This window comes from Chryseobacterium gallinarum (assembly GCF_001021975.1).
GTDB lineage: Bacteria > Bacteroidota > Bacteroidia > Flavobacteriales > Weeksellaceae > Chryseobacterium > Chryseobacterium gallinarum.
This window is the reverse complement of the sequence record NZ_CP009928.1, coordinates 1,703,912-1,727,192: the sequence shown is the minus strand read 5'-3', so window position 1 is coordinate 1,727,192 and position 23,281 is coordinate 1,703,912. Positions and strand designations below refer to the sequence as shown.

The following is a 23,281-nucleotide window of genomic DNA, read 5'->3' as shown; positions in this document are numbered from 1 at the left end:
ACAGTTCCCGGAAGGATCGTTTGTTCAGTTGGGAGGGACTGAAACCTTTTACATTGAAAACTTATCCAGAATAATCTCTTTAGTTTTAATGACCGGGTCATTTGAGGCAATACAGCTAAGATATTGTTCATCAATAAAAACTTTTTTTGTAAAAAATTTTTTACCATCAATACTGCACTCATTATGTAAAATTTCAAAAGAGTCCAAAGGAATCATCATGCCGTCACCATGCGCTTTTATCACCGCCTCTTTTTCTGTCCAATAGGTAAAGAAAGTATTGATTTTGTCAGCAGAACCATCAACGTTCTCAAATTCTGCCGGTGTCATTTGAAATTTAAAATCCTGATAGTTAATCGAAGGGTCAGAAAATTCAACATCGATTCCAACAGGAAAATCCGAGATAGCACAGGCAACCAGGTTTTTGGAATGTGATATATTAAAGTAAATATTATGCTCTTTCAGGAATGGTTTATGACCGGATAAAAAGCCAATTTCAGCATCCTCAATATTGTAATAGCTTTTCAATCCGTGTCGTAACAGGACTCTTCCCAGAAGTGAAAGTTGAGCATCCTGCCATCTCCTGTATTTCAGGATTTTATTTTTAAAAGCTTCGGAAAAAGTATTTAAATACCGGCATACAAGATCCTGATGCTTGTCTTCGCTGATAAAAGTATATAAAATGACCATATGTTTACCGGGGAATGAAATCCTACAACTGGAGCTATTCTATTTTTTACTAAAATTAAAAAAATATCGTGAAGGAAATAAAAAATTCTTTTTTAACCTTCATCTTTATCCTTTTGAAACGAAGCTTATTCCGGCTTTACTCATGAAAAAAGCATCAAATCATAAAGCCCTTTGGAAAATCTTTTATAAATTTATCATAAAAATCACTTTAAATCATTTAAAATGAAAGTACAAACATTAGCATTATTGGCAGGCTGCGCATTTTTAGCCGCTTCATGCGGTACAACAAAAACGTATGCCGTAAACGCCAAGAGCGGAACACAAACCGGAGGAACAGCAAAGTTTACCCAACAGGGAAATGAAGTGATCATGAAGTTGGATATCACCAATCTTACTCCTGGAATCCATGCAGTACACATTCATGAAAAAGGAGACTGTTCTGCAGCAGACGGCACTTCTACAGGAGGACACTGGAATCCTTCTAAAAACGACCATGGAAAATGGGGAGCTGAACACTTCCATATGGGAGACATCGGAAATTTAGTTGCTGACCAGAACGGAAATGCAACATTAACTTTCAAGACCGATAAATGGTGTATAGGCTGTACCGATGAGTCTAAAAACATTATCGGGAAAGGCCTTATTGTACATGCCGCAGCGGATGATTTCCATACCCAGCCTACAGGAAATGCAGGCGGACGTGTGGGATGTGTAGAAATTAAGTAATCTTTCTGTTACAATAAAAAATCCGCTAATTTTCATTAGCGGATTTTTTATGTTATGATTTTGCTCCCATATCTGATACAATATTCATTGCTTCCTGGAGATAAAGATCTTTTTTAAGATTTTTAATCCACATCTCAGATTTTTTCTTGAAAGCTTCATCTTTTTTCTCTCTTTCTATTTCACTTGGATACATCACAAACTGAAGCCCATTCTCAAATTTGGTTAAAGCCTTGAATTTTTCAATCTGAGATTTTCTGTGTTTCATCAGCTCATTGAATTTATTGATATTCAGCGTAATTGTTTCTTCTTTATCCAGTTTTTCCCTCCACTGGGCAGATTCCAGTAACAGCTGATAATTACTGTTTTTAGCCATTCTGTCTGCACTTGCCTTTTCCAGTGCCTGAATATTGAAATAATTCAGTTTCTGGAATTTTGTAGCCGGAATTTTGTCCCATGCTAATGCAAAATCATCATAGCGCTCTCCTACCTCAGCATAGGTAAAGAAGTCTTTCATCTGTATATCGGAAACAATCCCTTTTCTCTGTGTAGATTCTCCAGTCACTCTATAGAACTTCTGTATAGTAAGCTTTAAAGAACCAAAATCATCTTCCGTATTCAGGAATCTGTTCAGGTCAACAAATGTCTGTACGGTACCTTTTCCGAAAGATTGTGGGGATCCAATGACCATAGCCCTGCCATAATCCTGCATTACACCTGCTAAAATTTCTGACGCTGATGCTGAAAGCTCATTTTGCATGATCACAAGAGGACCTGCCCAGATCGGAGCTTCATATTTGTTCTTTAAGGTCTGTATTTTCCCGTTTCCGTCTTTTACCTGAACATAAGGGCCGGCATCCATGAAAAGCCCCATAATATCCCCTACTTCCGTTAAAGAGCCTCCCCCGTTATTTCTAAGATCAAGAACAATTCCTTCAATATTCTGGGCTTTAAGTTTAATGATCTCATTTTTAATATCATCTGAAGCATTCCTTCCTTTAGAGTTTTCAAAATCTGCATTGAAGCTTGGTAAATTGATAAAGCCATACTTTTTCCCGTTCGGGGCATTTACTACAATACTTCTTGCAAAAGTATCTTCAATAGCTACTTCTTCACGGATCATAGTTACATCCTTTATCGAACCGTCTTTTTTCTGAACGGTAAGGGTAACCGGGGTTCCTTTTTCTCCTCTGATCAGGCGCACAGCTTCATCAGACAGCATTCCCACTACATTCACAGCATCATCTTTAGGCTTGGATTTTACCTTTAAGATCTTATCTCCTTCTGAAAGCTGTTTGGATTTCCATGCCGGTGCACCAATGGTAAGGGCACCCAAGTAAAGATTTCCTTTTTTCTCCTGAATAATGGCCCCGATTCCAATTACTTTTCCTGTAAACTGAGTATCAAAATCTTCTTTATCTTTTGGAGAGTAATAGTTGGTATGAGGATCAAATACTTCAGTATATGCATTCATATACACAGTAAACCAATCCATTTTCTTTCTTTTCTTAAATCTGGTAAAGGTATCTTTTACAAGATCTTTCACTTCATCAGTTGCTTTTTTTATTTTCTCATCAGGCGTTAAAATTTTCAGCTTGATGGTATCTTTAAGCTTATATTTCTGAATGGAATCTTTTTTCTCTTTCTGAGCTTCTTCCTTACTGTTCATTGATTCAATTTCCTGAAGAATATTGTATTTAATAAACTTCTTCCACTCATTATACTGTTCCTGCTTATTGGCTGGAGTCTTTTTAAGTTTCGGCTCAAGAGTAAGGGTTTCATCTTCCTGTAAATTGATCGGCTTGCTGAAAATATCCTGTGTGATTTTATCAATCTCATCCACCCTTTGATATAATCTGTCGATAGTGAGCTTATAGAAGCTAAGATCTCCCTGGCTGATGTAATCATCAAGTTTTGTTTCATGCTTGCTGAATTCATCCATATCAGATTGCAGGAAATATCTTTTAGCAGGGTCTACCAACTCGAAATAATGCTTATAAACGTCTTTCGAATAGGCATCATTAATCGTTTTCGGGCTATAATGCAGATAAGAAAGTGTATTTTTTACGCTCACCATTATTGTTTGCATCTTTTCATCGTCATTCTTTGGCGAGTTGAAACAAAACATTAGACTGGTTAATGGAATTAGGAGTAAAAATTTATTCAGTTTGAAATTTTTCCACATAAACTGTCTTGTATTTATTATTTTTTAATCTAAGTATTGTAATTAGTAGCAATATTGCTGGTGCTGTTACAAACGATCAAATTTAATACCTTATTTATAAATACCGAATAGTTTTGGCTATTTTTATTAAAATAATAAGCACTATTTCAAACATATCCTATGATCAGGAGCTTTTATCTGGATAACAAGGCTGTAAATTGCCGCCTGTTTTACTTTACAACGAGTTAATTTTTATTTAAAAATCAAAAATAAGATGTAAGAAAAATATAATTTATACTATAAAAGGCATAAAATATGCTGGTAATTAATCATATAACTTTAAATTGTATTGTCATGAGAAGTCTATTATGGTTAGTCGCAGTAATCTGCATCGTTGTTTGGCTTTTAGGAATTGCAGGAGTAATTCCGGGAATCAGTACAGGATATTTAATACACATTCTGCTGATAATCGCCATTGTTGTGATTCTTTATAATATCATTACAGGCAGGAAGCCACTTGATTAATTCAGTTTATCATCAAAAAATTCATCCGATTTTAATATCAGGCTTTAACAGATGTTTTATTTCAGCTGTAGTATATCGATATTATCCAGAAAATAAAGCATCTGTGGAGTACTGATGTTTTTTTTACCTTATATCCGCTATTCCATCTCCTGTCTTTTACTTTCCCGACTCATTTTTTTAGATAACACACCTGTTTATAATACATTGAATATTTTATAACAGGTTATTTTTAACTACATTTGTAGGTAGGTTTCTTTTGTTCTATTCAAAAAAATGAACAAACAATCCTGTAATATTAAAAAATTTAAATACTATATGGAAAGACCACTTATTCTGGTTACTAATGATGATGGAATTACAGCGCCCGGCATCAGGAATCTAATTAATTTTATGAATGAAATCGGAGAAGTCGTTGTAGTAGCTCCAAATTCTCCTCAAAGCGGAAAAGGTCATGCCATCACCATTAATTCTACCTTAAGCTATGAAGAGGTCACTCTTGATGGTCCCCAGACTGACTATTCCTGTAGCGGAACACCCGTGGATTGTGTAAAGATGGCTCTTGATAAGATCCTGAAAAGAAGACCTGATATTGTCGTTTCGGGAATTAATCATGGAGCCAACTCGTCAATTAATGTCATTTATTCAGGAACCATGTCTGCGGCTGTAGAAGCAGGAGTAGAAGGCATTCCTGCCATTGGATTTTCATTACTTGATTTCAGCTGGGAAGCAGATTTTACCCAGGCTAAAGAATATATTCAGAATATTGTAAGAAGAACATTGGAAAATCCAATGCCTAGAGGAATAGTTCTTAATGTTAATATCCCGAAGCTTCCTGCAGAAGAAATCAAGGGAGTAAAAGTCTGTAAACAGGCTCATGCGAAATGGGAAGAAAGCTTTGATGAAAGAATAAATCCGCATGGTAAAAAATATTACTGGCTTACAGGGTATTTCAACAATATGGATGAATCTGAAGATGCAGATGAAACGGCTTTGGCAAACGGATATATTTCTATCGTACCCGTGAAGTTTGATCTTACTGCGTATGAATATATGAAAACCTTGGAAGAAGTAATGGTTTTTGACACTGTAAAAGAGTCTAAATAATACTGTTATTTAAAATAGAAAAGCGTGAAATCAAATTTCACGCTTTTTTTATCTCACGCAGATTATACAGATAACACAGATTTCATTTATGTGCAATCATCTGTGAAGTGGGAAAATTAAATTCTTTGATTAATCACAGATTTTTGCAGATAATCACAGATGTTTACGCGTAAAAATATAGAAATTCAATAGAAAGACCAATTTACTTCTATGTTAGAATAATACCTTATCTTCTTTTCTCAGTTCTTCTAAATAACTTTTTTTATCATCCCTGTAGAAAAGGTTCATGGTTTCAAACGGAATTAGCTTCAAATCCTTGTTGACGATATGAACACATGATTTTTTTACAGCACGAACATCAAAATCATGGGCGTCCATAAAATTCATAATAATAATTCTGAACAGATTATCATAATCCAAATCAGGGGCACATACTTCAGGAAGACAGCACAATAACTGGTTCACTTTAGGCTTTACTTTATCTACAGAAATCCCTGTACTGAATATATCAAGCAACTGCATATGAAGTCCTGTATCCTGTTCATAGACAATCGTATTTCTGGATTCATTGTTCAATAGGTCTGCAGGATTAATATACCGTGTCAAGGGAATAACTTCACCTCCAAGTTTTAATATATAGCCCATTGCCAGCGCATCAGGGTTGCATGGAACCGGAATGATATCATCTGAATTTAAAAGTGGAAACTGATTAAGGATTTCTTGCCGGACCTCCGTTAATGTAATTTTCTCCCGCGCAGAATCATCCCTGTTTCTTCCTGCTATTTCCACCGGTTGGAACGTAATTCCTCTTACACATTTCTGCTTCAGCGCAAATTCAATAATTTTCCCGATTTCATCAATATTTTTTCCTTTTTGCAGAACAATAACTAATGTCGTGGAAAGATTAAGTTCATTCAGCTTTTCAAGAGCTTTCATACGGACAGAGGTAAGGTCTTTTCCCCTGAAATCCTCCAGTACTTCCGGCTTAAAAGAATCAAACTGAAGATATACCTCAAATTCGGGAGCATAAGTAGCCAGTTTTTCTGCAAAACCAGGATCATTGGCAATCCTTATCCCATTGGTATTAAGCATCAGGTGTTTAATGGGTTTGGATTTTGCGATATCCATAATTTTGAAGAACTCCGGATGAATGGTTGGTTCTCCTCCACTGATCTGAACAACATCAGGTTCGCCTTCATTCTTTACAATGACATCAAACATGGCTTCTATTTCCTCCAGGCTTCTGTGACTGCCATAATGCGGAGAAGACATGGCATAACAGGTAGGACAGGTCAGATTACACCGGTCTGTAACTTCCACAATCGAAAGACAGCTGTGTTGCTCATGATCTACGCAAAGCCCACAATCATAGGGACACCCGTATTCTACATCCGTTCCAAAATGAAGGGGCATCTCTGAAGCTTTATTATAATTCCGGATGTTTTTGTAGTAATGAACATCTGAAGCTATTTTGGTTTTAAAAAAACCATGCTCCGGACATCTTTTAGTCATAAAAACAGCTTCATCTTCTATGATGATTTTTGCTCCCACCCTTTTAAGACATTCCGGGCACAAGCTGATTGTATAATCGTAATAAGTATAATTTCTTATGGGCATAATTAAGTTTTAAAATCCTCCACCACAGATATATCCGCTGATCAGACCACAGACCAGCAGGCATATTAACATGGTTTGTATAAATTGTTTTTTACTGAATTTCCTGTCTCCCTTCCACTCATAAATGAGTTTCACTACGAAGGTAGCGATCACCGAAATAAATAAGGCACCTAAAATGATTATTCCAATGATCATAATGACAACTCCGGCAAGGTTGCCAGCTTCTAAAATGGTTAAAGTTTTCATCTTGAATATTTTAAATATAAAGACCGGGTGTTTTTAATCTGATAAATGTAGTAAATAATAACACATAAACATACCAGCTGAATGGTGCCGAGATTTCCTATGATTTCTATCCGGGGTTTGATAAAATCCAGAAAGAATCTAAAGATAAAATAGCTCAGCATAAACAGCTGAAAGATAAAACCGGAACGGTGTTTCTTCTGATTCTGAATATATTGCAGTACAATCCAAAGCATCATTAAAAACCCGATTTCGTAAAGGGCAACCGGATGTCTCAGGTACTGATCACCCAGGTACATCCCAAAGACCGATCTGGTGGGAATGCCATAGGTTTCTTCATAGATTCCTGTAAGAAAACAGCCTATTCTTCCTATTATCATCGCAAACATTAAGGGAAAAACAATCAGATCTCCTGTACTTTCCTTGTGGTGTACTATTTTTTTCGCCAGCTCTACCCCGATCAGCCCAAAGGCAAGGCCTCCAACAATCGTATTATTAGACCAGAATTTCCGAATACTGAAGTTTTCAAACAGGACATAAGGATTTTCCAGGTTTCCGATTAATTTGGAGCCTATTAAAGCGCCTGCTGTAGCTCCGATTAAAACTGCAGCAGAAGTGTTGAAAGACAATTTCTCTTTGGATTTCCGCTTAAGATAGAAATAATAGCGCATTCCCAAAAACATTCCAACCGCTTCAAATAGAGGATGAGCAAGAACCGTTTTACCGAAAATATGAAAAGTTACAGGAAAATCCATTGCCTCAAAAATAATCCATTTCAGAATATTTACTACCTTTATTCTGATAAATAATTATAAAATGCGCATAGAATATGACATAAAACTGGGGTTTAAGGATGTAATGTTCCGTCCGAAACGGTCTACATTAAAATCCCGTTCAGAAGTAAATCTTGAAAGAGAATTTACATTCCGACATACCAAGAAAAAATGGAAAGGTATTCCGGTGATTGCTGCCAATATGGATACGGTAGGAACTTTTGAAATGGCCGCTGAGCTAGCTAAAGAACAGATTATCACTGCCATTCATAAGCATTATACTCCTGAGGAATGGAGCCGTTTCCTGGAAAGCCAGCCGGAAAGTATCCATCAATATATTGCCCTAAGCACCGGAACGGGAAAAGCTGATGAAGAAAAAATCAGGCACATCCTTGAAAAGCATCCGAAAATCGAGTTTCTCTGTATAGATGTGGCAAATGGTTATTCTGAGCATTTCGTTGACTTTGTGAAGCGGGCAAGGGCCAATTTTCCGGATAAAATCATTATTGCCGGCAATGTGGTTACAGGAGAAATGGTAGAAGAGCTTCTGCTGGTAGGGGCAGATATTATTAAAGTAGGAATAGGGCCAGGCTCAGTGTGTACTACCCGTGTAAAAACAGGAGTGGGATATCCTCAGCTTTCTGCTATTATTGAGTGTGCTGATGCTGCTCATGGATTAGGCGGCCATATCATCGCGGATGGAGGCTGTAAAGTTCCCGGAGACGTAGCGAAAGCCTTTGGTGGTGGCGCAGATTTTGTGATGCTGGGCGGAATGTTTGCCGGCCATGATGAAAGCGGCGGAGAAATGATTGAAGAAAATGGTAAAAAATACCGTTTATTTTATGGGATGAGCTCTAAAACAGCTATGGATAAACATTCCGGAGGCGTAGCAGAATACCGTGCTTCTGAAGGAAAAACTGTAAAAGTAGCCTATAAGGGTCCTGTTTCGGAAACCGTGAAAGATATTTTAGGTGGGGTACGTTCTACGTGTACGTATGTGGGAGCTTCCCAATTGAAGGAACTTTCTAAACGAACTACATTTATCAGGGTCCAGGAGCAGGAAAACCAGGTTTTTAATTGATCCCCTCAAAGATTTTGCTGATAAAGCAGATTCCGGAAAATAATAACAGAGGCCTTACAAATTGTAAGGCCTCTTTATATTTTTAAGTTAACATTCCTCCGTCTACGTTAAGCGTCTGTCCGGTAATGTAAGATGACATTTCACTTCCTAAGAAAACGCAGGCATTGGCTACGTCAACTGGTTTTCCTCCTTTCTTCATCGGAATCCCTTCTCTCCATTCCTGAACTATTTTTTCATCTAAAACAGCAGTCATTTCCGTTTCAATAAATCCCGGAGCAATAGCATTACATCTGATATTTCTGGATCCTAATTCTAAGGCTACAGATTTTGTAAATCCGATAACACCGGCTTTAGATGCGGCATAATTGGCTTGTCCTGCATGTCCCTGTATACCAACTACTGAAGTCATATTAATGATAGAACCTGCTCTTGCCTTCATCATCGGCTTGATCACCGCTTTTGTAAGGTTGAAAACTGAATCAAGGTTTACTTTAATCACCTGATCCCAATCTTCTTTAGACATTCTCAATAATAGATTATCTTTTGTAATCCCTGCATTATTTACCAGAATATCAATCTGTCCAAACTCTGCCATTACTTCTTCTACCAATTTTTGAGCAGCATCATAATCTGATGCGTCAGACTGATATCCTTTGATTTGGGTTACAGAACTTAAAGCTGCTTCTAATTCTTTAGCTTTGTCTACAGAACCGGCATAAGTAAATGCTACTTTTGCCCCTTGTTGAGCATACAATTCAGCAATACCCTTCCCGATTCCTCTTGTAGCTCCGGTAATTAGTGCTACTTTTCCTTCTAATAATTTCATATCTCTTGACGATTATTTTTTTATAACTCATTCAGCCAGTGACAGCTGACTTACTTAGTATCATAATTCCTTTTCAGAATTAAACGGTTTGCAAAGATATTATAAATTGTCATTCAATACCTTTAAATCATTAAAATACTGTATTATTTTATTTATTTTTTGTTGTTTTATTGAAGCTGTTCTGATCTGTCTCTAAATCTTGTGAAATAAATGAAGTCTGATTTTTTATCTTTTTCCAATCTCAAGACTTCCTTCATCCAAAAATACTTATCATAAACAATCTCTCTCAATGGTTCATTCTGGAAGTTTGAAACACCATACTTTCCCTCTTTTTTTACAACAATTTCGTTTTCAGAATTTTCAAAAGCAATAATATCTTCATACACAAAAGGTACAATTTCCATTCCTTTCCCATTCAGGACCCCAAAAAGGTTGTCACTGTTTTTGCATACAAGAGGCTTTGAATACAGGTTAAGCGGATTAAAATATTCAAAGTCCTGGTTCTTAATGTACCGGATATTTTTTAATTCAATTACAGACTGGTCGGATACTGAAAATGTATAGTACGTATTTTCTTTTTTTATGACCAGATTATCCGGATAAAATCCAAGGATTTCAGTTCCTTCACCTATAATATTTTTGAGTGTCTTGTCCAGAAGCTGTTCTTCTCTTCCTTTTTTAAGATAAATAAACTCCCTTCCTGAAACTGTAAATGCTTTAATAAAATCATATTCCTGAGGGAAAATTATACTTCCCTGCAGGTCTACAATTCCTGTCTTTTTAGACTTTTCATTATACACTGCGAACAGATTATTCAGCAAAGGGTTTAAATAGGTAAAACTGCTGGGATAAAGTTTTTGGTCTTTTTTGTTAAAAACCGTTGTTTTATTATTTTTGGTCAGGTAGATATACTCTTTTTTACCAAAATATTCCGGGGTAATATCTTTAAAGATTTCATCCGCTAAAGTATTTCCCTGTATATCAATCAGCCCATACTTTCCGGTCACATTATTTTTAGTAATCAGATATGGATAGGCACTGATATCCTGAACCTTTTTTGAAAATGTATGCAGCGTTTCCCCATTCAGCCCGATAATCTCACTCTGCCCCTCTTCATTGATGATTAATGCTTTTCCGTTTTCAAAACTGTAGGCATCTTTAAATTCCCTCCCGTTAAGCTGCTTACCCTTATCATCATATAACAGCCATTTTTTATCTTTCAAAACAAAAAACCTGTCCTTCCCCGAAAGTCTTATTTTTTCTGAATAGGGAATAATTTCCTTTCCATTATAATCATACACAGCCTCCTTCCGTTCTTTGGAAACAATAATCCATTTTTCACTCTGCCAGGGGGTATCGAAATCCTGATTGTCCAATGGAATAATCTCATTTCCTTTTTCATCAATAATTGCTGATTTTACTTTGTTATTATCTTCAGATTTTAAAATAAACCTGTTTTTGAAAATATGAGATATGCTTCCTTTATAAGGGGATTCAAAGGTAATGGCCCCCAAAGAGTCTACAATACTTCCTTTTTTTGAATCAGGATCATACACTGTACCATATCCTTCAGAATATGAGGTTACTGTCTTTCCTGTTTTTTTGGATAAAAGAATCCTGGTGTATTGATTAGTCTGTGCTGTACAAACTATAGAACACAAAACAAATACTAATTTTTTCAAGAATAATTAAATAGAATTATTGACAATAAGAACAATTTCTCCTTTTAAAGTTTTACTCTTGGAGAATTCAATTAACTCATTGATAGTCCCTCGTTTAGTTTCTTCAAATTTTTTAGAGATTTCCCTGCTTAGACTCACTTTTGTTTCTTCTCCAAAGAACTCTTTAATCTGCTCCAAAGTTGTATTAATCTTATGAGGACTTTCATAGAGAACAATCGTCTTTTTTTCTTCAGCAAGCTGTTTCAGCCTGGTTTGCCGCCCTTTTTTCTGGGGTAAAAATCCGGCAAACAGGAACTCATTATTAGGCAGTCCTGAAACTACCAAAGCCGGAATCAGGGCTGTAGCTCCCGGAAGGCATATCATTTCAATATTATGATCTGCTCCCGCTTTAGCCAAAAGGTATCCCGGATCTGAAATTCCGGGTGTTCCGGCGTCAGTAATGATGGCGATATTCTGACCGTTTTTAAGGTCTGTGATTACTTTCTCTGTTGCCTGATGTTCATTATGCAAATGATATGATTTCAAAGGTTTGGAGATTTCAAAATGTTTTAAAAGTATTCCCGAAGTTCTGGTATCTTCACATAAAATATAGTCTACTTCTTTAAGGACATTCACTGCCCTGAAAGTCATATCTTCAAGGTTCCCTACGGGTGTGGGAACAAAATAAAGGATTCCGCTCAAATTTATAAGAATTTATTTTCTACCAATATCCAAAGTCTCTGTGCATATTCATCCACTTTATTCCATTTTCTTTCATAATAAAGATCACTCAGATACTCTTTGGCTTCCTCCAGTGTTTTAAAATGGTTGAGCTGGGCCACTGTATCATTCAGGTCAGCCTGGCTTCCTTCAAACAACATTTTTGAAAAGGCAATTCTGTCATTCAGATCCAGTTTAAATTCAGGTTTCGGCTTTTCCGATTCCATGTATTGGGTAGGAACATTAGTTTTCAGAATACTTCCTGTGTCTTCTTTGGCTAAAGGATTTTGTTTTTCTTCAGGAATTTTCCTTTCCAAATGATCATCATCAAAAAGACTCTGAACGATTTTCAGTCCTTTGATATTGGCTAATTTTATTTTTTTCTCCTGATTATATTCTTCTAAGTTTTCAAAACTTTTATCAGAAGCATGTTTATCTGTTTCTTCCGGAACAGGTTTGTCTATTTCTATAATTTTTCTTCTGTCATACACTTCGGCAAGAATGCTTTCTTCTTTTACCTCTTCCGTTGCATGATCATTCTTTATTTCGCTCAGGATATTGTCTACATTGGAGGTTTCAGTAGCCATTTCTCCCTGCTCTATAGAGATATTGGCAGTAACAAACTGCTCTTCACTTTCTTCAATGAGGATTTCATCTTCCAGCATTTCAGTATCAAAAATACTTGGAATAGTCTCAGTAAGTTTAGATTCAGGAATGGTTTCCTCTTTTGCCTTTACTTCCGATTCAGCCGCATCGTCATCTATTTCATTCAGTTCATTATTGAATATTGCTTCTTCCTCGGTTACGTTTTCATTAAACATATCCTCATTGATATCTTCGTCCGAATCAGGCGTTGAGTCAGCCAGAATCTTTTCCTCATCTATAAAGCTGAAAACTGCTCCTGAATGAACAACCCGTTCGCTTTCATCAATCTCATTCAACTGATTATTGAATATCGCTTCTTCCTCGGTAGTTTCCTGATAAGACTTTTTTTGCTGGTTGCTTTCCTCATGGTTTTCTTCTACGAAGTTGACAATATTTTCGTGGAGTTCGTTTTCCACAATTTCATTCAGTTGATGATTGAAAACCTCTTCTTCTTCAATTTCATTTGTGAAATTTTCATGTTCATGCTCATCTATTTCGTTTAGCTCATTATTAAAAATGGCTTCCTCTTCGGTCACTTCATGATGATCGGTATCTGTGGAAGTAAAAGATACATTATGGTTTTCCAAATGCTGAAAAGAATCTTCAGTTATGAAATATTCTATATTTTTTTCCAGCAGTTTCAAAAAAGAAATCCTGTTAGCAAGCTCATCCACAAGATCTTGCCTGGAAAGTAATTCGTCTACATTGTTTATTTTGTCCAGATTATCAATGATATTCTTGGCTTCAAAAAAAATCTTTTCCTTTAAATCTTGGATATTTTGCATAATAAGATTCTTATTAAAATTCCTTACTTTTGATGTTAAAAATATACGGCTAATTTAACAAATGTTTTTAGAAAATACAATTAATCATTCCAAACAAAGCGGTTGGATGGAAGTTATCTGTGGCTCTATGTTTTCGGGGAAAACAGAAGAATTGATCCGGAGATTAAGAAGAGCAGAAATGGCGGGGCAAAATGTGGAAATTTTCAAACCAAAGCTGGATACACGGTATTCTGTAGAGGATGTGGTTTCCCATAACCAGAATAAAATACGCAGTACCGCAGTAGAAAATCCCAATGAAATTCTCCTGCTGGCTTCCCATTGTGATGTGGTAGGAATAGATGAAGCACAGTTTTTTGATGAAAGCATTGTTGATATTGCCAATCAGCTTGCCAATAGCGGCGTAAGAGTAGTTGTTGCAGGGTTAGACATGGATTTTTTAGGACGTCCGTTCGGTCCCATGCCCAATCTCATGGCTACAGCAGAATATGTTACAAAAGTGCATGCTATTTGTAAGAGAACAGGGAATCTCGCCAATTATTCCATGAGAACCTCAAAAGGAGATGATCTTGTGGAATTGGGTGAAACGGAAAGCTATGAAGCTGTAAGCCGCCGGGTTTTTATTGACGAAGTGCTTTCGAAAAGGAAGTAGCAAAAATAGCTAACGGCAAAAAGGCTGAATGTAACAAAACATAACATTATATTTACTATAAAAATGAAAGGGAAAAGCAGCCATAAAATTTCAAAAAGAGTTGTCTTATAATAAGTCACTTCTTAACAGTTTTACGGTTTTGCAATTTCGCTTAAAATAAGGAGAAAGGGTACCAATGAACTATACCGTACAACATATTGCAGAAATCACCAACGCACAGGTAATGGGTGATAAAAATTTAACGATTAAAAATATAGCTTTCGACAGCAGGATTATTTATTCCACAAAAAATACTGCTTTTATTGCTATCAACACCCATAAAAATTCCGGTGAAAAATTTGTTGAAGCTGCCATTCACAGAGGTATCAGTATCATTATTTCCGAACATTATGATCCCCAATTCGAAAATATTACATGGATCATTGTTGAAAATTCCATAGAATTTCTTCAAAAATTAGCCAAATATCATTTTGAAAATGCCCAATTACAATCTATCGGAATTACGGGAAGTAATGGAAAAACCATTTTAAAAGAATGGCTTTATCAATGTCTGTGGAATGAATTTCCAACAGTAAAAAGCCCCAAAAGTTTTAATTCACAAATCGGTCTGCCTCTTTCCCTGCTTCAAATCAACAATACCCATAAGCTTGGAATTTTTGAGGTCGGAATCTCTCAGCCTGATGAGATGGATAAACTGGAAAATATTTTTCATCCGCAAATCGGTTTATTAACTCATATCGGAACTGCCCATGCGGCCAACTTTTCCTCGGAGGAGGAACTTGTGGATGAAAAGATCAGGCTCTTTAAAAATTCCGAAGTCATTATTTATAACGGAGACAACCTCCTGGTATGTCAAAAAATAAAAAAATTATATTCAGATAAAAAATTAATTTCCTACGGACTTAAAAAAGAAAATCAGGTTTTCATCAAAAACAATATTTCCAGGGATGAGCAAATTATTGTTCAATATTTTGGTAAAGAAATCAGTTTTCCGGCCCATCAGAGAGACGAAGCTACATTAACCAATGCTCTGGCGCTTATTACCGTCTTAAAGGAGTTACATATCGAAAATAAAAAGATCGTCGAAAAAATCAACCTTTTAAAAGCCGTTGAAATGAGGCTTGAAGCGATTGAAGGAATTAAGAATAATATTGTTATTAACGATTCTTTTAATCTTGACCTTGATTCTCTCAAGACTGCCCTGCAATTTCTGAATGAATACAATAAACCAAAGAAATCATTAGTCTTAACGGATATTGTAGGAGTGAGTGCCAATTCCAGAGAATTGTATGAAGAGGTTTCTGAACTGGTGAATGAACAAAATTTTGATTCTGTTTTTCTGATCGGTGATGAAATATCAAAATTTAGTGAATTATTTAAATCTAAAACCTATACTTTTATTGATACCAGAGAACTCATTGAAAGTAAACACCTTTCTGAAATAGAAAACCAGATTATTCTTCTGAAAGGAGCAAGAAAATTCGAAATCGAAAGGCTGAAAGATATTCTTGAACTCAGAAAGCATGACACCGTTTTAGAAGTTAATCTAAATGCCATTCTGCACAATATCAATTATCACAAATCATTGCTCAAGCCGGAAACCAAGATGATGGCTATGGTAAAAGCCAATGCGTATGGATTAGGAAGTTATGAAGTCTCTGAGTTTTTACAGCATCATCATATCGACTATCTTGGAGTAGCATATGTTGACGAAGGTGTTGAGCTTCGTAAAAAAGGGATAACCACTCCTATTATAGTAATGAACCCTGAGCAGCACAGTTATCAGACCATTATTGAATACAACCTTGAGCCAGAAATCTATAGTTTCAGGGTATTGGATTTATTTTATGAAGCAGTGCAGAAATCAGGGTATGATAAAAAATACCCTATCCATATAAAACTGGAAACGGGAATGCACCGTCTTGGTTTTAAAGATTTTGAATTAGATCTGTTGAGTGAAACTTTAAGTGGAAGAAATCTTAAAGTACAAAGCCTGTTCAGTCATTTATCTTCATCCGATATGCCTGAAGAAAAGGAATTTACCTTTAAGCAGCTGGACATTTTTGAAAAGAACTCCACTTATCTGATAGAAAAGCTGGGCTACACTCCTATCCGTCATATTCTAAATTCATCAGGCATTACCAGCTATACCGCACATCAATATGATATGGTGAGAATCGGTATCGGAATGCTTGGAGAATCTCCTGACGGCGAAGTACAGAAACAATTACAATCTGTAGTGAGTTTTAAAACCGTAATTTCTCAGATATCTATGGTTGAAAACGGAGAATCTGTAGGATACAGCAGAAAATTTAAAACAGATCATCCTACTAAAATTGCCACCGTTCCCGTTGGCTATGCAGATGGTATCCCAAGATTAATAGGAAACCAGGTAGGAAACTTAGGCGTTAATAAAATGCTTGCTCCTATTGTTGGAAATATCTGTATGGATATGATGATGATCAATATTGAAAACATTCCTAATGTAAAAGAGGGTGACACTGTTACCGTCTTTAACGCAAAACCAAGTTTAAAAGAATTCGCAGGCTACTGCAAAACGATAACCTATGAAGTATTAACCTCCATTTCACCCCGGGTGAAACGGATTTATATAAAAGATTAACTATGAGAAAACTCCTGACTCTTCTCTTCGTATTCCAATTGCTTTTGATCCATTCCCAGGTAAAAAAGAATTTAGTGATCCCGAAAAACCCTAGAATTGGGCTATCGCTTGCCGGTGGTGGAGCTAAAGGTTTTTCTCATGTCGGAGTACTTAAGGTGTTAGACTCATTAGGAGTAAAAATAGATTATATCGGAGGAACAAGTATGGGTGCCATTGTAGGTGGACTATACGCTTCAGGGTATTCCGGTAAAGAAATAGAAAAAATCGTTATGGATACCGATTTTTATTCTCTGATTATGGATCCTAAATCCCGGCAGGAAGCCAGCTTTTTTAATAAATCCGTAGATAAGTACCTTTTATCCATTCCGCTAAAGAATGGCAAGATAACCCTTCCCTCTTCCATCAGTACCGGACAGCGAAATGTATACTTACTGAAAGAGCTTTTTAAAAATGTTTCCAATATAGAAGATTTTTCCAAATTACCGATTCCCTTTTTTTGTGTAGCTACCAATCTGGAAAGTGGGAATATGCAGATTTTTGAAAAAGGGGATCTTGTACAATCTATTATGGCAAGTTCTGCATTTCCATCATTAATGGATCCGGTTAAAATCGGAGACAGTATTTATATTGATGGAGCTATGACGGTCAATTATCCGTCAAAGCCATTAAAGGACAAAGGAATCGATATTGTTATTGGAGTGGACCTGAACCAGGATCTTTCAAAAAGAGAGGATTTAAACAATATTATTGCCATCCTGAACCAGGTTATTGATTTTGGGATAAAAAAGGATACAAGAAAACAATATAAGTATACAGACATCAATATCAAACCCAATCTGAAAGGGATGTCTGCTACAAGCTATGACGATAAGAAAAAAATTCTGGACAGCGGCTATGTGGAAGGTTTGAAATATACCCAAATACTTGATCAATTGCCTAAACGTTCATTTGATCGCCTCAGGCAACGCGTAAATCCCATATATTCCAATGTTTATAAGATAGATAGTATTTCTATAGAAGGAAGCAAGATCTATGGTAAAAACTATACTTTAGGTAAAATGGGGCTACGTCTCCCTTCCCTTCAGACATATGGAAGCATCAACAAAATGATTGATAAGCTTGTTGCAACGAATAACTACCGGTTTATTAATTATGATATCGTACAGGAGAATGACGCCAATTATCTAAAGCTATATGTCACCGAGGATGATACCCGTCATTTTTTAAAGTTCGGGTTACATTACGATGAAGTTTTCAAAACCGGGCTTCTTCTGAATTATTCTGCAAAGAGACTTTTATTTAAAAATTCAAACCTTTCCGTAGATGTTATTGTTGGAGACAGGCTCAGATATTATCTGAATTATTTTATTGACAACGGATATATACCGGGGTTCGGTATTTACTCTTCCGGAATGAGTTTTGATCTGAAAAACGTAGACAATAATGTCATAGACAAATGGGAATGGTCCAGAAATGAAGCTTATATACAGTCTGTCTGGAAAGATAAGTATGCAATTGGTGGTGGTATAAGCCATGATTATTTCAGAGCGGAAATTAACGGCGAAAATATACGATACGGGCGTTTTCTGAATCCCTACATATTTTTAAAAAGCGATACTCAGGATGATAAGGAATTCCCTACAAAAGGTGTCTATTTTTCTGCTGAGGGAAAAGTAATTGATCTTTTAAAGTCTGAGCTAGATAAAAGAATCGTCCAGGTAAAGGCAGATCTTAGGGTAAATATTCCTTTAGGAAAACAATTTACTTATCGTCTTAATTTATTTGGAGGAATCACAATCGGGGAACATTTGCCTCAATATTACCAGTATAGACTAGGTGGAATCTTTGAGCAAAATATTATTAATTTCAAAAGTTTCGGAGGATTTTATTTTGCACAGCTACATACCAATAATGTGATACTCGCTTCTAATGATATTCAATTCAGATTCAATAAAAATTATTTCATCAGTGGGAATTTCAGCTTTGCAAACCTTTCCAATGATATTAAATTTGAAGATGCAGTTAAAGTAAATTATAGCTCTCTTGGAATTACGGCAGGATACAAATCTCCTTTCGGGCAGATTAAAGTAAATTTCAGCCACTCACTTAAAAACAATCAAAAAGGCATATTCAGTGTTATTTTAGGACACTGGTTTTAATACAATGATACAATTTTTTTACGAAAACTTACCCGAGTCGGTAAGTAATGATTACAAAAAATGGCTGGAAGACCTTATTCTTTCAGAAGGAAAAAAGCTTGGAGAAATCAATTACATTTTCTGTGATGACGAATATCTTTTGAAGATTAACCAGGATTATTTACAGCATGATTACTATACGGATATCATCACTTTTGATTATGTAAAAGGTAAAACAATAAGCGCAGAGATTTTCGTATCTTTGCAGCGCATTTCTGACAATGCCTCTACTCTTTCCAAAGATTATGAAGAAGAATTAAGAAGAGTATTAGCCCATGGAATTTTGCATCTTGCAGGCTATAAAGACAAGACAGAAGAGGAAGAGAAAGAAATGCGGAGAATGGAAGATCTGTACTTAGCCAAATACAGGGATTTAAAGATTTAAAATTAAATTATCACTTAAAGTCCGATATCTAAAGTACTCAATTCTAGCAGTAATATAAGTTTATCTGCAGTACATTCTTCAAAAATGTTTCACGTGAAACATTAGTAAAAAAGATAAAGTATAAAGCTTAAATAAGCGCGATAAAATGATTTCAGAAATATATGACGTAATCGTAGTAGGTGCAGGACACGCAGGTTGTGAAGCAGCAGCAGCAGCAGCTAATCTGGGTTCAAAAACACTATTGATTACAATGAATATGCAGACCATCGGACAGATGAGTTGCAACCCCGCAATGGGTGGAATCGCAAAAGGACAAATCGTAAGAGAGATTGATGCCATGGGAGGATACTCCGGAATTGTAGCAGACAAATCAGCTATTCAGTTCAAAATGCTCAACCTCTCAAAGGGTCCCGCAATGTGGTCTCCAAGAACCCAGAATGACAGAATGCTTTTTGCAGAAGAATGGCGATTAGCATTAGAAAATACTCCCAATCTTGATTTTTTTCAGGATATGGTAAAACAGCTTATTGTTGAAAATAATAAAGTAACCGGAGTTATAACTTCCCTGGGAATTGAAGTCAAAGGAAGATCAGTTGTACTCACAAACGGAACATTCCTTAACGGATTAATTCACGTTGGAGATAAACAACTAGGTGGAGGAAGAATGGGTGAACCGAGAGCATTCGGAATTACCGAACAATTGGTAAGCTTAGGTTTCGAAGCCGGAAGAATGAAAACCGGGACCCCACCAAGAGTAGACGGAAGAAGCCTGGATTATTCAAAAATGGAAGAACAAAAAGGAGATGAAAATCCTCAAAAGTTCAGCTATCTTGACACTCCTAAACTCACAAAACAATTAAGCTGTCATATCGTGTATACAAACGAAACCGTGCACGATATTTTAAGAGAAGGCTTTGACAGAAGTCCCATGTTCAATGGAACAATTCAGAGCTTAGGCCCGAGATACTGCCCGAGTATTGAAGATAAAATCAATCGTTTTGCAGAAAGAAACAGACATCAGCTTTTTGTGGAACCGGAAGGATGGAAAACGGTAGAAATCTATGTAAACGGTTTCAGCTCTTCTCTTCCTGAAGATGTACAGATCAAAGCAATGAAACATATTCCAGGATTTGAAAATGTAAAAGTTTTCAGACCAGGTTACGCTATTGAGTATGACTACTTCCCTCCTACTCAGCTAAAGCATACCTTAGAAACAAAATTGATAGACAATTTATACTTTGCCGGTCAGATCAACGGAACTACAGGGTATGAAGAAGCAGCAGGACAAGGACTAATCGCAGGTATCAATGCCCACAATAAAGTTCATGAAAAAGAAGAATTCATTCTTAATAGAGATGAAGCCTATATTGGGGTTCTTATCGATGATCTTATTACAAAAGGAACAGAGGAACCTTACAGAATGTTCACATCACGTGCTGAATACAGACTTCTTTTAAGACAGGATAACGCAGACATCAGGTTAACAGAAAAAGCATTTCAGCTGGGACTGGCAAAAGAAGAAAGATTAAGAAAAGTAGAAACAAAACTATCTGAAAGTCAACAACTTGAAGAGTTTCTTCGGGAAACTTCTTTAAAACCAGGAATTATCAACCCTATCCTGGAATCTATAGAAAGCAGTCCGGTAGATCAGGCCTACAGAGCCGCTCAGATCCTTACCAGACCTAACATGACTTTAGCAAAACTGGATGAAATTGAAGCCATTAAAGAATTTTCTACCCAATATAGTGATGAAGTAAGAGAGCAAGCAGAAATTAATATCAAATATAAGGGGTATATTGAAAAAGAAAAGGAAAATGTAGCTAAACTGAACCGTTTGGAAAATATTAAAATACCAGATGATTTCGACTACTCTAAATTATCCAGTCTTTCGGCGGAGGCAAAACAGAAGATGTCTAACGTACGTCCCAAAACTATTGCACAGGCGGGAAGGATAAGTGGTGTTTCTCCGGCCGATATAAACGTTTTACTAGTGTATTTAGGCCGTTAAAAAATTAATGTTTCACGTGAAACATTTTAAAATTTAAAATAAAAATTAAGGTATTTATGAAGCGATATCAGCTTTTTGAATATCTTAATTTTTAATATAATAGCAAACAACTTCAATGAAAATAAAGGATCATTTTCTTTCACAGGAAATATTTGAAATCAAAGAAACAGAAACAAAAGGCGTTTTTAAAACTTCTCCTGTTCCATCTGATATTTCAAGGTACTATGAGAGCGAAGATTACATCTCCCACCATCAGGATTCAGGAAGTCTCAAAGAAAAGCTTTATAAATTCCTTCAATCTTTCAATCTGCAATACAAAAAAAATATTCTGATAGATAGAATAAAAAAAGGATCCAGAGTTCTGGACTATGGGTGTGGAGCCGGGGAATTTGTAAAATATATTGAAACTGATTTTGAAACTTTTGGTTTTGAGCCGGACGCAGATGCCAGGAAAGCCGCAGAAGGAAAAATAGCAAAAGCTATTATTCTGAATGATATTCACAAAATTGAAAATCAGAGTCTGGATGCCATTACTCTTTGGCATGTATTTGAACATATTGAGAATCAGGATGAAATGCTCAATATTTTTCATACGAAATTAAAAGAAAAAGGATTGCTTATTATTGCCGTTCCCAACCCTACTTCTTATGATGCTCAACATTATAAAGAATATTGGGCTGCTTATGATGTACCCAGACACATCTACCATTTCTCTAAAAACGGAATGGAAAATTTAATTTCAAAGAAGCCAAACTGGAAAATGAGAAAAATCAAACCTTTAGTCCTAGATGCCTATTACATCTCCATGCTAAGCGAAAAATATAAAAAATCACCGCTTTTTTGGCTAAAAGCAATGATCTACGGAACAATTTCGAACATAAAGGCTCTTTTTTCAAACGAATTTTCAAGTTTGATATATATTATCGAAAAAAAATAGAAACTCGATTTTTAAGCCATTTCTGAAGGTCAATTTTCGGCATTTCTAACTAAAAATTCTAAAAACTCAGGAAATTTACTCCTGAGTTTTATTTTTATCCGGATATACCAAATGGGTGAATTGAATAAAATTTAAAATTGAAATACAAAACTTGCACTTTATACTCCCCTACCCTGTTTAGCCTAATTAAAAATAATTTCTACCCTTTAAAAAAAGATTGATCAGGATTAAAAGACAATTAATAGAAATAGGAATAACTGCTCAATCACATTGTTGTAAAACATGTTCATAAGTTATCTGAAAAATCTTTAACAGTAAAAGATTATTTGTTTGTATTAAAATAAAAGCTATTATTTGAAATAACTAACCATCCCCCTACTCTATAATTTATAAATTTTAAAAAAGTTTAGAGACTTGTTAAATTCTAATAAAATAATAAGAACAAAAATAACTAGGCAGAAAAAATAATTTTTAAAATTTTCTGAAATAAAATCTCAGAAAAATAAAATGCCTTAAACTCACACTTCAATAGAAAAAATATAAAATTTATCCTTAACCAAAAAACAAGCTTTGAAAATTTTTCATAAGTTGACTATTCAATAAAAAGGTATGAAAAAATTAAATTCCAAGATCAAAAATCTAATAAATAAAATGAATAAAGAATAGTAGAAAACAATATCACTATAGAATATTATATAATCCAAAAACCGGAAATATTGAGCAATACTCAAAAAAAATAAAATAAAATTATTTTACCTTTTGTAAAAATAAGCTTCTTAATCATTATAACTTATAATTATAACATATTAGAAAATGAAATACATTCATTGTAAGTAAACAGCTTTGCACAGAGATTTTCCACAGGGAAAGTAACCAAAAATAACAGAAACAGGAGAAGACATTTCCTTAAAAATTTTATCATATTGA

Annotated in this window: 19 protein-coding genes; 10 read left to right on the top strand and 9 right to left on the bottom strand. The window is 35.5% G+C overall.

The features are described 5' to 3' along the window. Window positions 1–48 precede the first annotated feature (48 nt). Window positions 49–687: a 4'-phosphopantetheinyl transferase family protein gene (locus OK18_RS07735; RefSeq protein WP_053327635.1), complete on the bottom strand. Its 639-nt coding sequence runs from the start codon at window positions 685–687 to the stop codon at window positions 49–51. 222 nt (window positions 688–909) lie between these two features. Here OK18_RS07735 and OK18_RS07725 point away from each other — a divergent pair, with 222 nt between their 5' ends. Next, a complete protein-coding gene (locus OK18_RS07725) occupies window positions 910–1,413 on the top strand; it encodes a superoxide dismutase family protein (RefSeq protein ID WP_050021893.1) in 504 nt (167 codons plus the stop codon). Window positions 1,414–1,465: 52 nt separating this feature from the next. On the opposite strand, the gene OK18_RS07720 is transcribed toward OK18_RS07725, so the two are convergent. Then, window positions 1,466–3,595, bottom strand: a complete 2,130-nt coding sequence (locus OK18_RS07720; RefSeq protein ID WP_053327633.1) for a carboxy terminal-processing peptidase — start codon at window positions 3,593–3,595, stop codon at window positions 1,466–1,468. 333 nt (window positions 3,596–3,928) lie between these two features. Here OK18_RS07720 and OK18_RS07715 point away from each other — a divergent pair, with 333 nt between their 5' ends. Then, window positions 3,929–4,099, top strand: coding sequence for a lmo0937 family membrane protein (locus OK18_RS07715; RefSeq protein ID WP_050021894.1), 171 nt, complete (start codon window positions 3,929–3,931; stop codon window positions 4,097–4,099). A 315-nt stretch (window positions 4,100–4,414) separates the two neighbouring features. Beyond that, window positions 4,415–5,203: a 5'/3'-nucleotidase SurE gene (gene surE, locus OK18_RS07710; protein ID WP_053329320.1), complete on the top strand. Its 789-nt coding sequence runs from the start codon at window positions 4,415–4,417 to the stop codon at window positions 5,201–5,203. 213 nt (window positions 5,204–5,416) lie between these two features. On the opposite strand, the gene OK18_RS07705 is transcribed toward surE, so the two are convergent. The 3 genes from OK18_RS07705 to OK18_RS07695 are packed head-to-tail and all read right to left on the bottom strand — an operon-like array spanning window position 5,417 to window position 7,818. Continuing rightward, window positions 5,417–6,820, bottom strand: coding sequence for a radical SAM protein (locus OK18_RS07705; protein ID WP_053327632.1), 1,404 nt, complete (start codon window positions 6,818–6,820; stop codon window positions 5,417–5,419). Between the two features lie 9 nt (window positions 6,821–6,829). Further along, a complete protein-coding gene (locus OK18_RS07700; protein ID WP_050021752.1) occupies window positions 6,830–7,066 on the bottom strand; it encodes a hypothetical protein in 237 nt (78 codons plus the stop codon). Further along, the gene (locus tag OK18_RS07695; protein WP_053327631.1) at window positions 7,063–7,818 is read right to left on the bottom strand and encodes a prolipoprotein diacylglyceryl transferase; all 756 of its coding nucleotides are present in this window, start codon (window positions 7,816–7,818) and stop codon (window positions 7,063–7,065) included. Before OK18_RS07695 ends, OK18_RS07700 begins: the two co-directional genes overlap by 4 nt. 61 nt (window positions 7,819–7,879) lie before the next feature. Here OK18_RS07695 and OK18_RS07690 point away from each other — a divergent pair, with 61 nt between their 5' ends. Then, entirely contained in the window at window positions 7,880–8,917 is a 1,038-nt protein-coding gene (locus tag OK18_RS07690) for a GMP reductase (RefSeq protein ID WP_050021754.1), read from the top strand. An 82-nt stretch (window positions 8,918–8,999) separates the two neighbouring features. Here the strand turns inward: OK18_RS07690 and fabG are convergent, their stop codons facing one another. From fabG to OK18_RS07670, 4 genes are all read right to left on the bottom strand, one after another. Next, the gene (gene fabG / locus OK18_RS07685; protein WP_053327630.1) at window positions 9,000–9,743 is read right to left on the bottom strand and encodes a 3-oxoacyl-[acyl-carrier-protein] reductase; all 744 of its coding nucleotides are present in this window, start codon (window positions 9,741–9,743) and stop codon (window positions 9,000–9,002) included. Between the two features lie 167 nt (window positions 9,744–9,910). Beyond that, window positions 9,911–11,425, bottom strand: a complete 1,515-nt coding sequence (locus OK18_RS07680) for a WG repeat-containing protein (RefSeq protein ID WP_053327629.1) — start codon at window positions 11,423–11,425, stop codon at window positions 9,911–9,913. Between the two features lie 6 nt (window positions 11,426–11,431). Continuing rightward, complete coding sequence (gene rsmI / locus OK18_RS07675; protein ID WP_053327628.1) at window positions 11,432–12,106, bottom strand: 16S rRNA (cytidine(1402)-2'-O)-methyltransferase; 675 nt, start codon at window positions 12,104–12,106, stop codon at window positions 11,432–11,434. Window positions 12,107–12,108: 2 nt separating this feature from the next. After that, complete coding sequence (locus OK18_RS07670) at window positions 12,109–13,554, bottom strand: hypothetical protein (RefSeq protein WP_053327627.1); 1,446 nt, start codon at window positions 13,552–13,554, stop codon at window positions 12,109–12,111. A 61-nt stretch (window positions 13,555–13,615) separates the two neighbouring features. On the opposite strand from OK18_RS07670, the gene OK18_RS07665 reads away from it, so the two are divergent. The 6 genes from OK18_RS07665 (at window position 13,616) to OK18_RS07640 (ending at window position 22,354) form a co-directional block, all read left to right on the top strand. Then, window positions 13,616–14,203 carry a thymidine kinase gene (locus OK18_RS07665; RefSeq protein ID WP_053327626.1) on the top strand — a complete coding sequence of 196 codons (588 nt, stop codon included), beginning with the start codon at window positions 13,616–13,618 and terminating at the stop codon, window positions 14,201–14,203. Window positions 14,204–14,378: 175 nt separating this feature from the next. Continuing rightward, window positions 14,379–16,826, top strand: coding sequence for a bifunctional UDP-N-acetylmuramoyl-tripeptide:D-alanyl-D-alanine ligase/alanine racemase (locus OK18_RS07660; protein ID WP_053327625.1), 2,448 nt, complete (start codon window positions 14,379–14,381; stop codon window positions 16,824–16,826). A gap of 2 nt (window positions 16,827–16,828) precedes the next feature. Further along, on the top strand, window positions 16,829–18,985 hold the full coding sequence (locus tag OK18_RS07655; protein WP_053327624.1) for a patatin-like phospholipase family protein: 2,157 nt from the start codon (window positions 16,829–16,831) through the stop codon (window positions 18,983–18,985). Between the two features lie 4 nt (window positions 18,986–18,989). After that, window positions 18,990–19,409 carry an rRNA maturation RNase YbeY gene (ybeY, locus tag OK18_RS07650; RefSeq protein ID WP_053327623.1) on the top strand — a complete coding sequence of 140 codons (420 nt, stop codon included), beginning with the start codon at window positions 18,990–18,992 and terminating at the stop codon, window positions 19,407–19,409. Between the two features lie 145 nt (window positions 19,410–19,554). Next, window positions 19,555–21,417, top strand: a complete 1,863-nt coding sequence (mnmG, locus tag OK18_RS07645) for a tRNA uridine-5-carboxymethylaminomethyl(34) synthesis enzyme MnmG (RefSeq protein WP_050021757.1) — start codon at window positions 19,555–19,557, stop codon at window positions 21,415–21,417. Between the two features lie 115 nt (window positions 21,418–21,532). Further along, window positions 21,533–22,354 carry a class I SAM-dependent methyltransferase gene (locus OK18_RS07640; RefSeq protein ID WP_053327622.1) on the top strand — a complete coding sequence of 274 codons (822 nt, stop codon included), beginning with the start codon at window positions 21,533–21,535 and terminating at the stop codon, window positions 22,352–22,354. The last annotated feature ends 927 nt before the right edge of the window (window positions 22,355–23,281 follow it).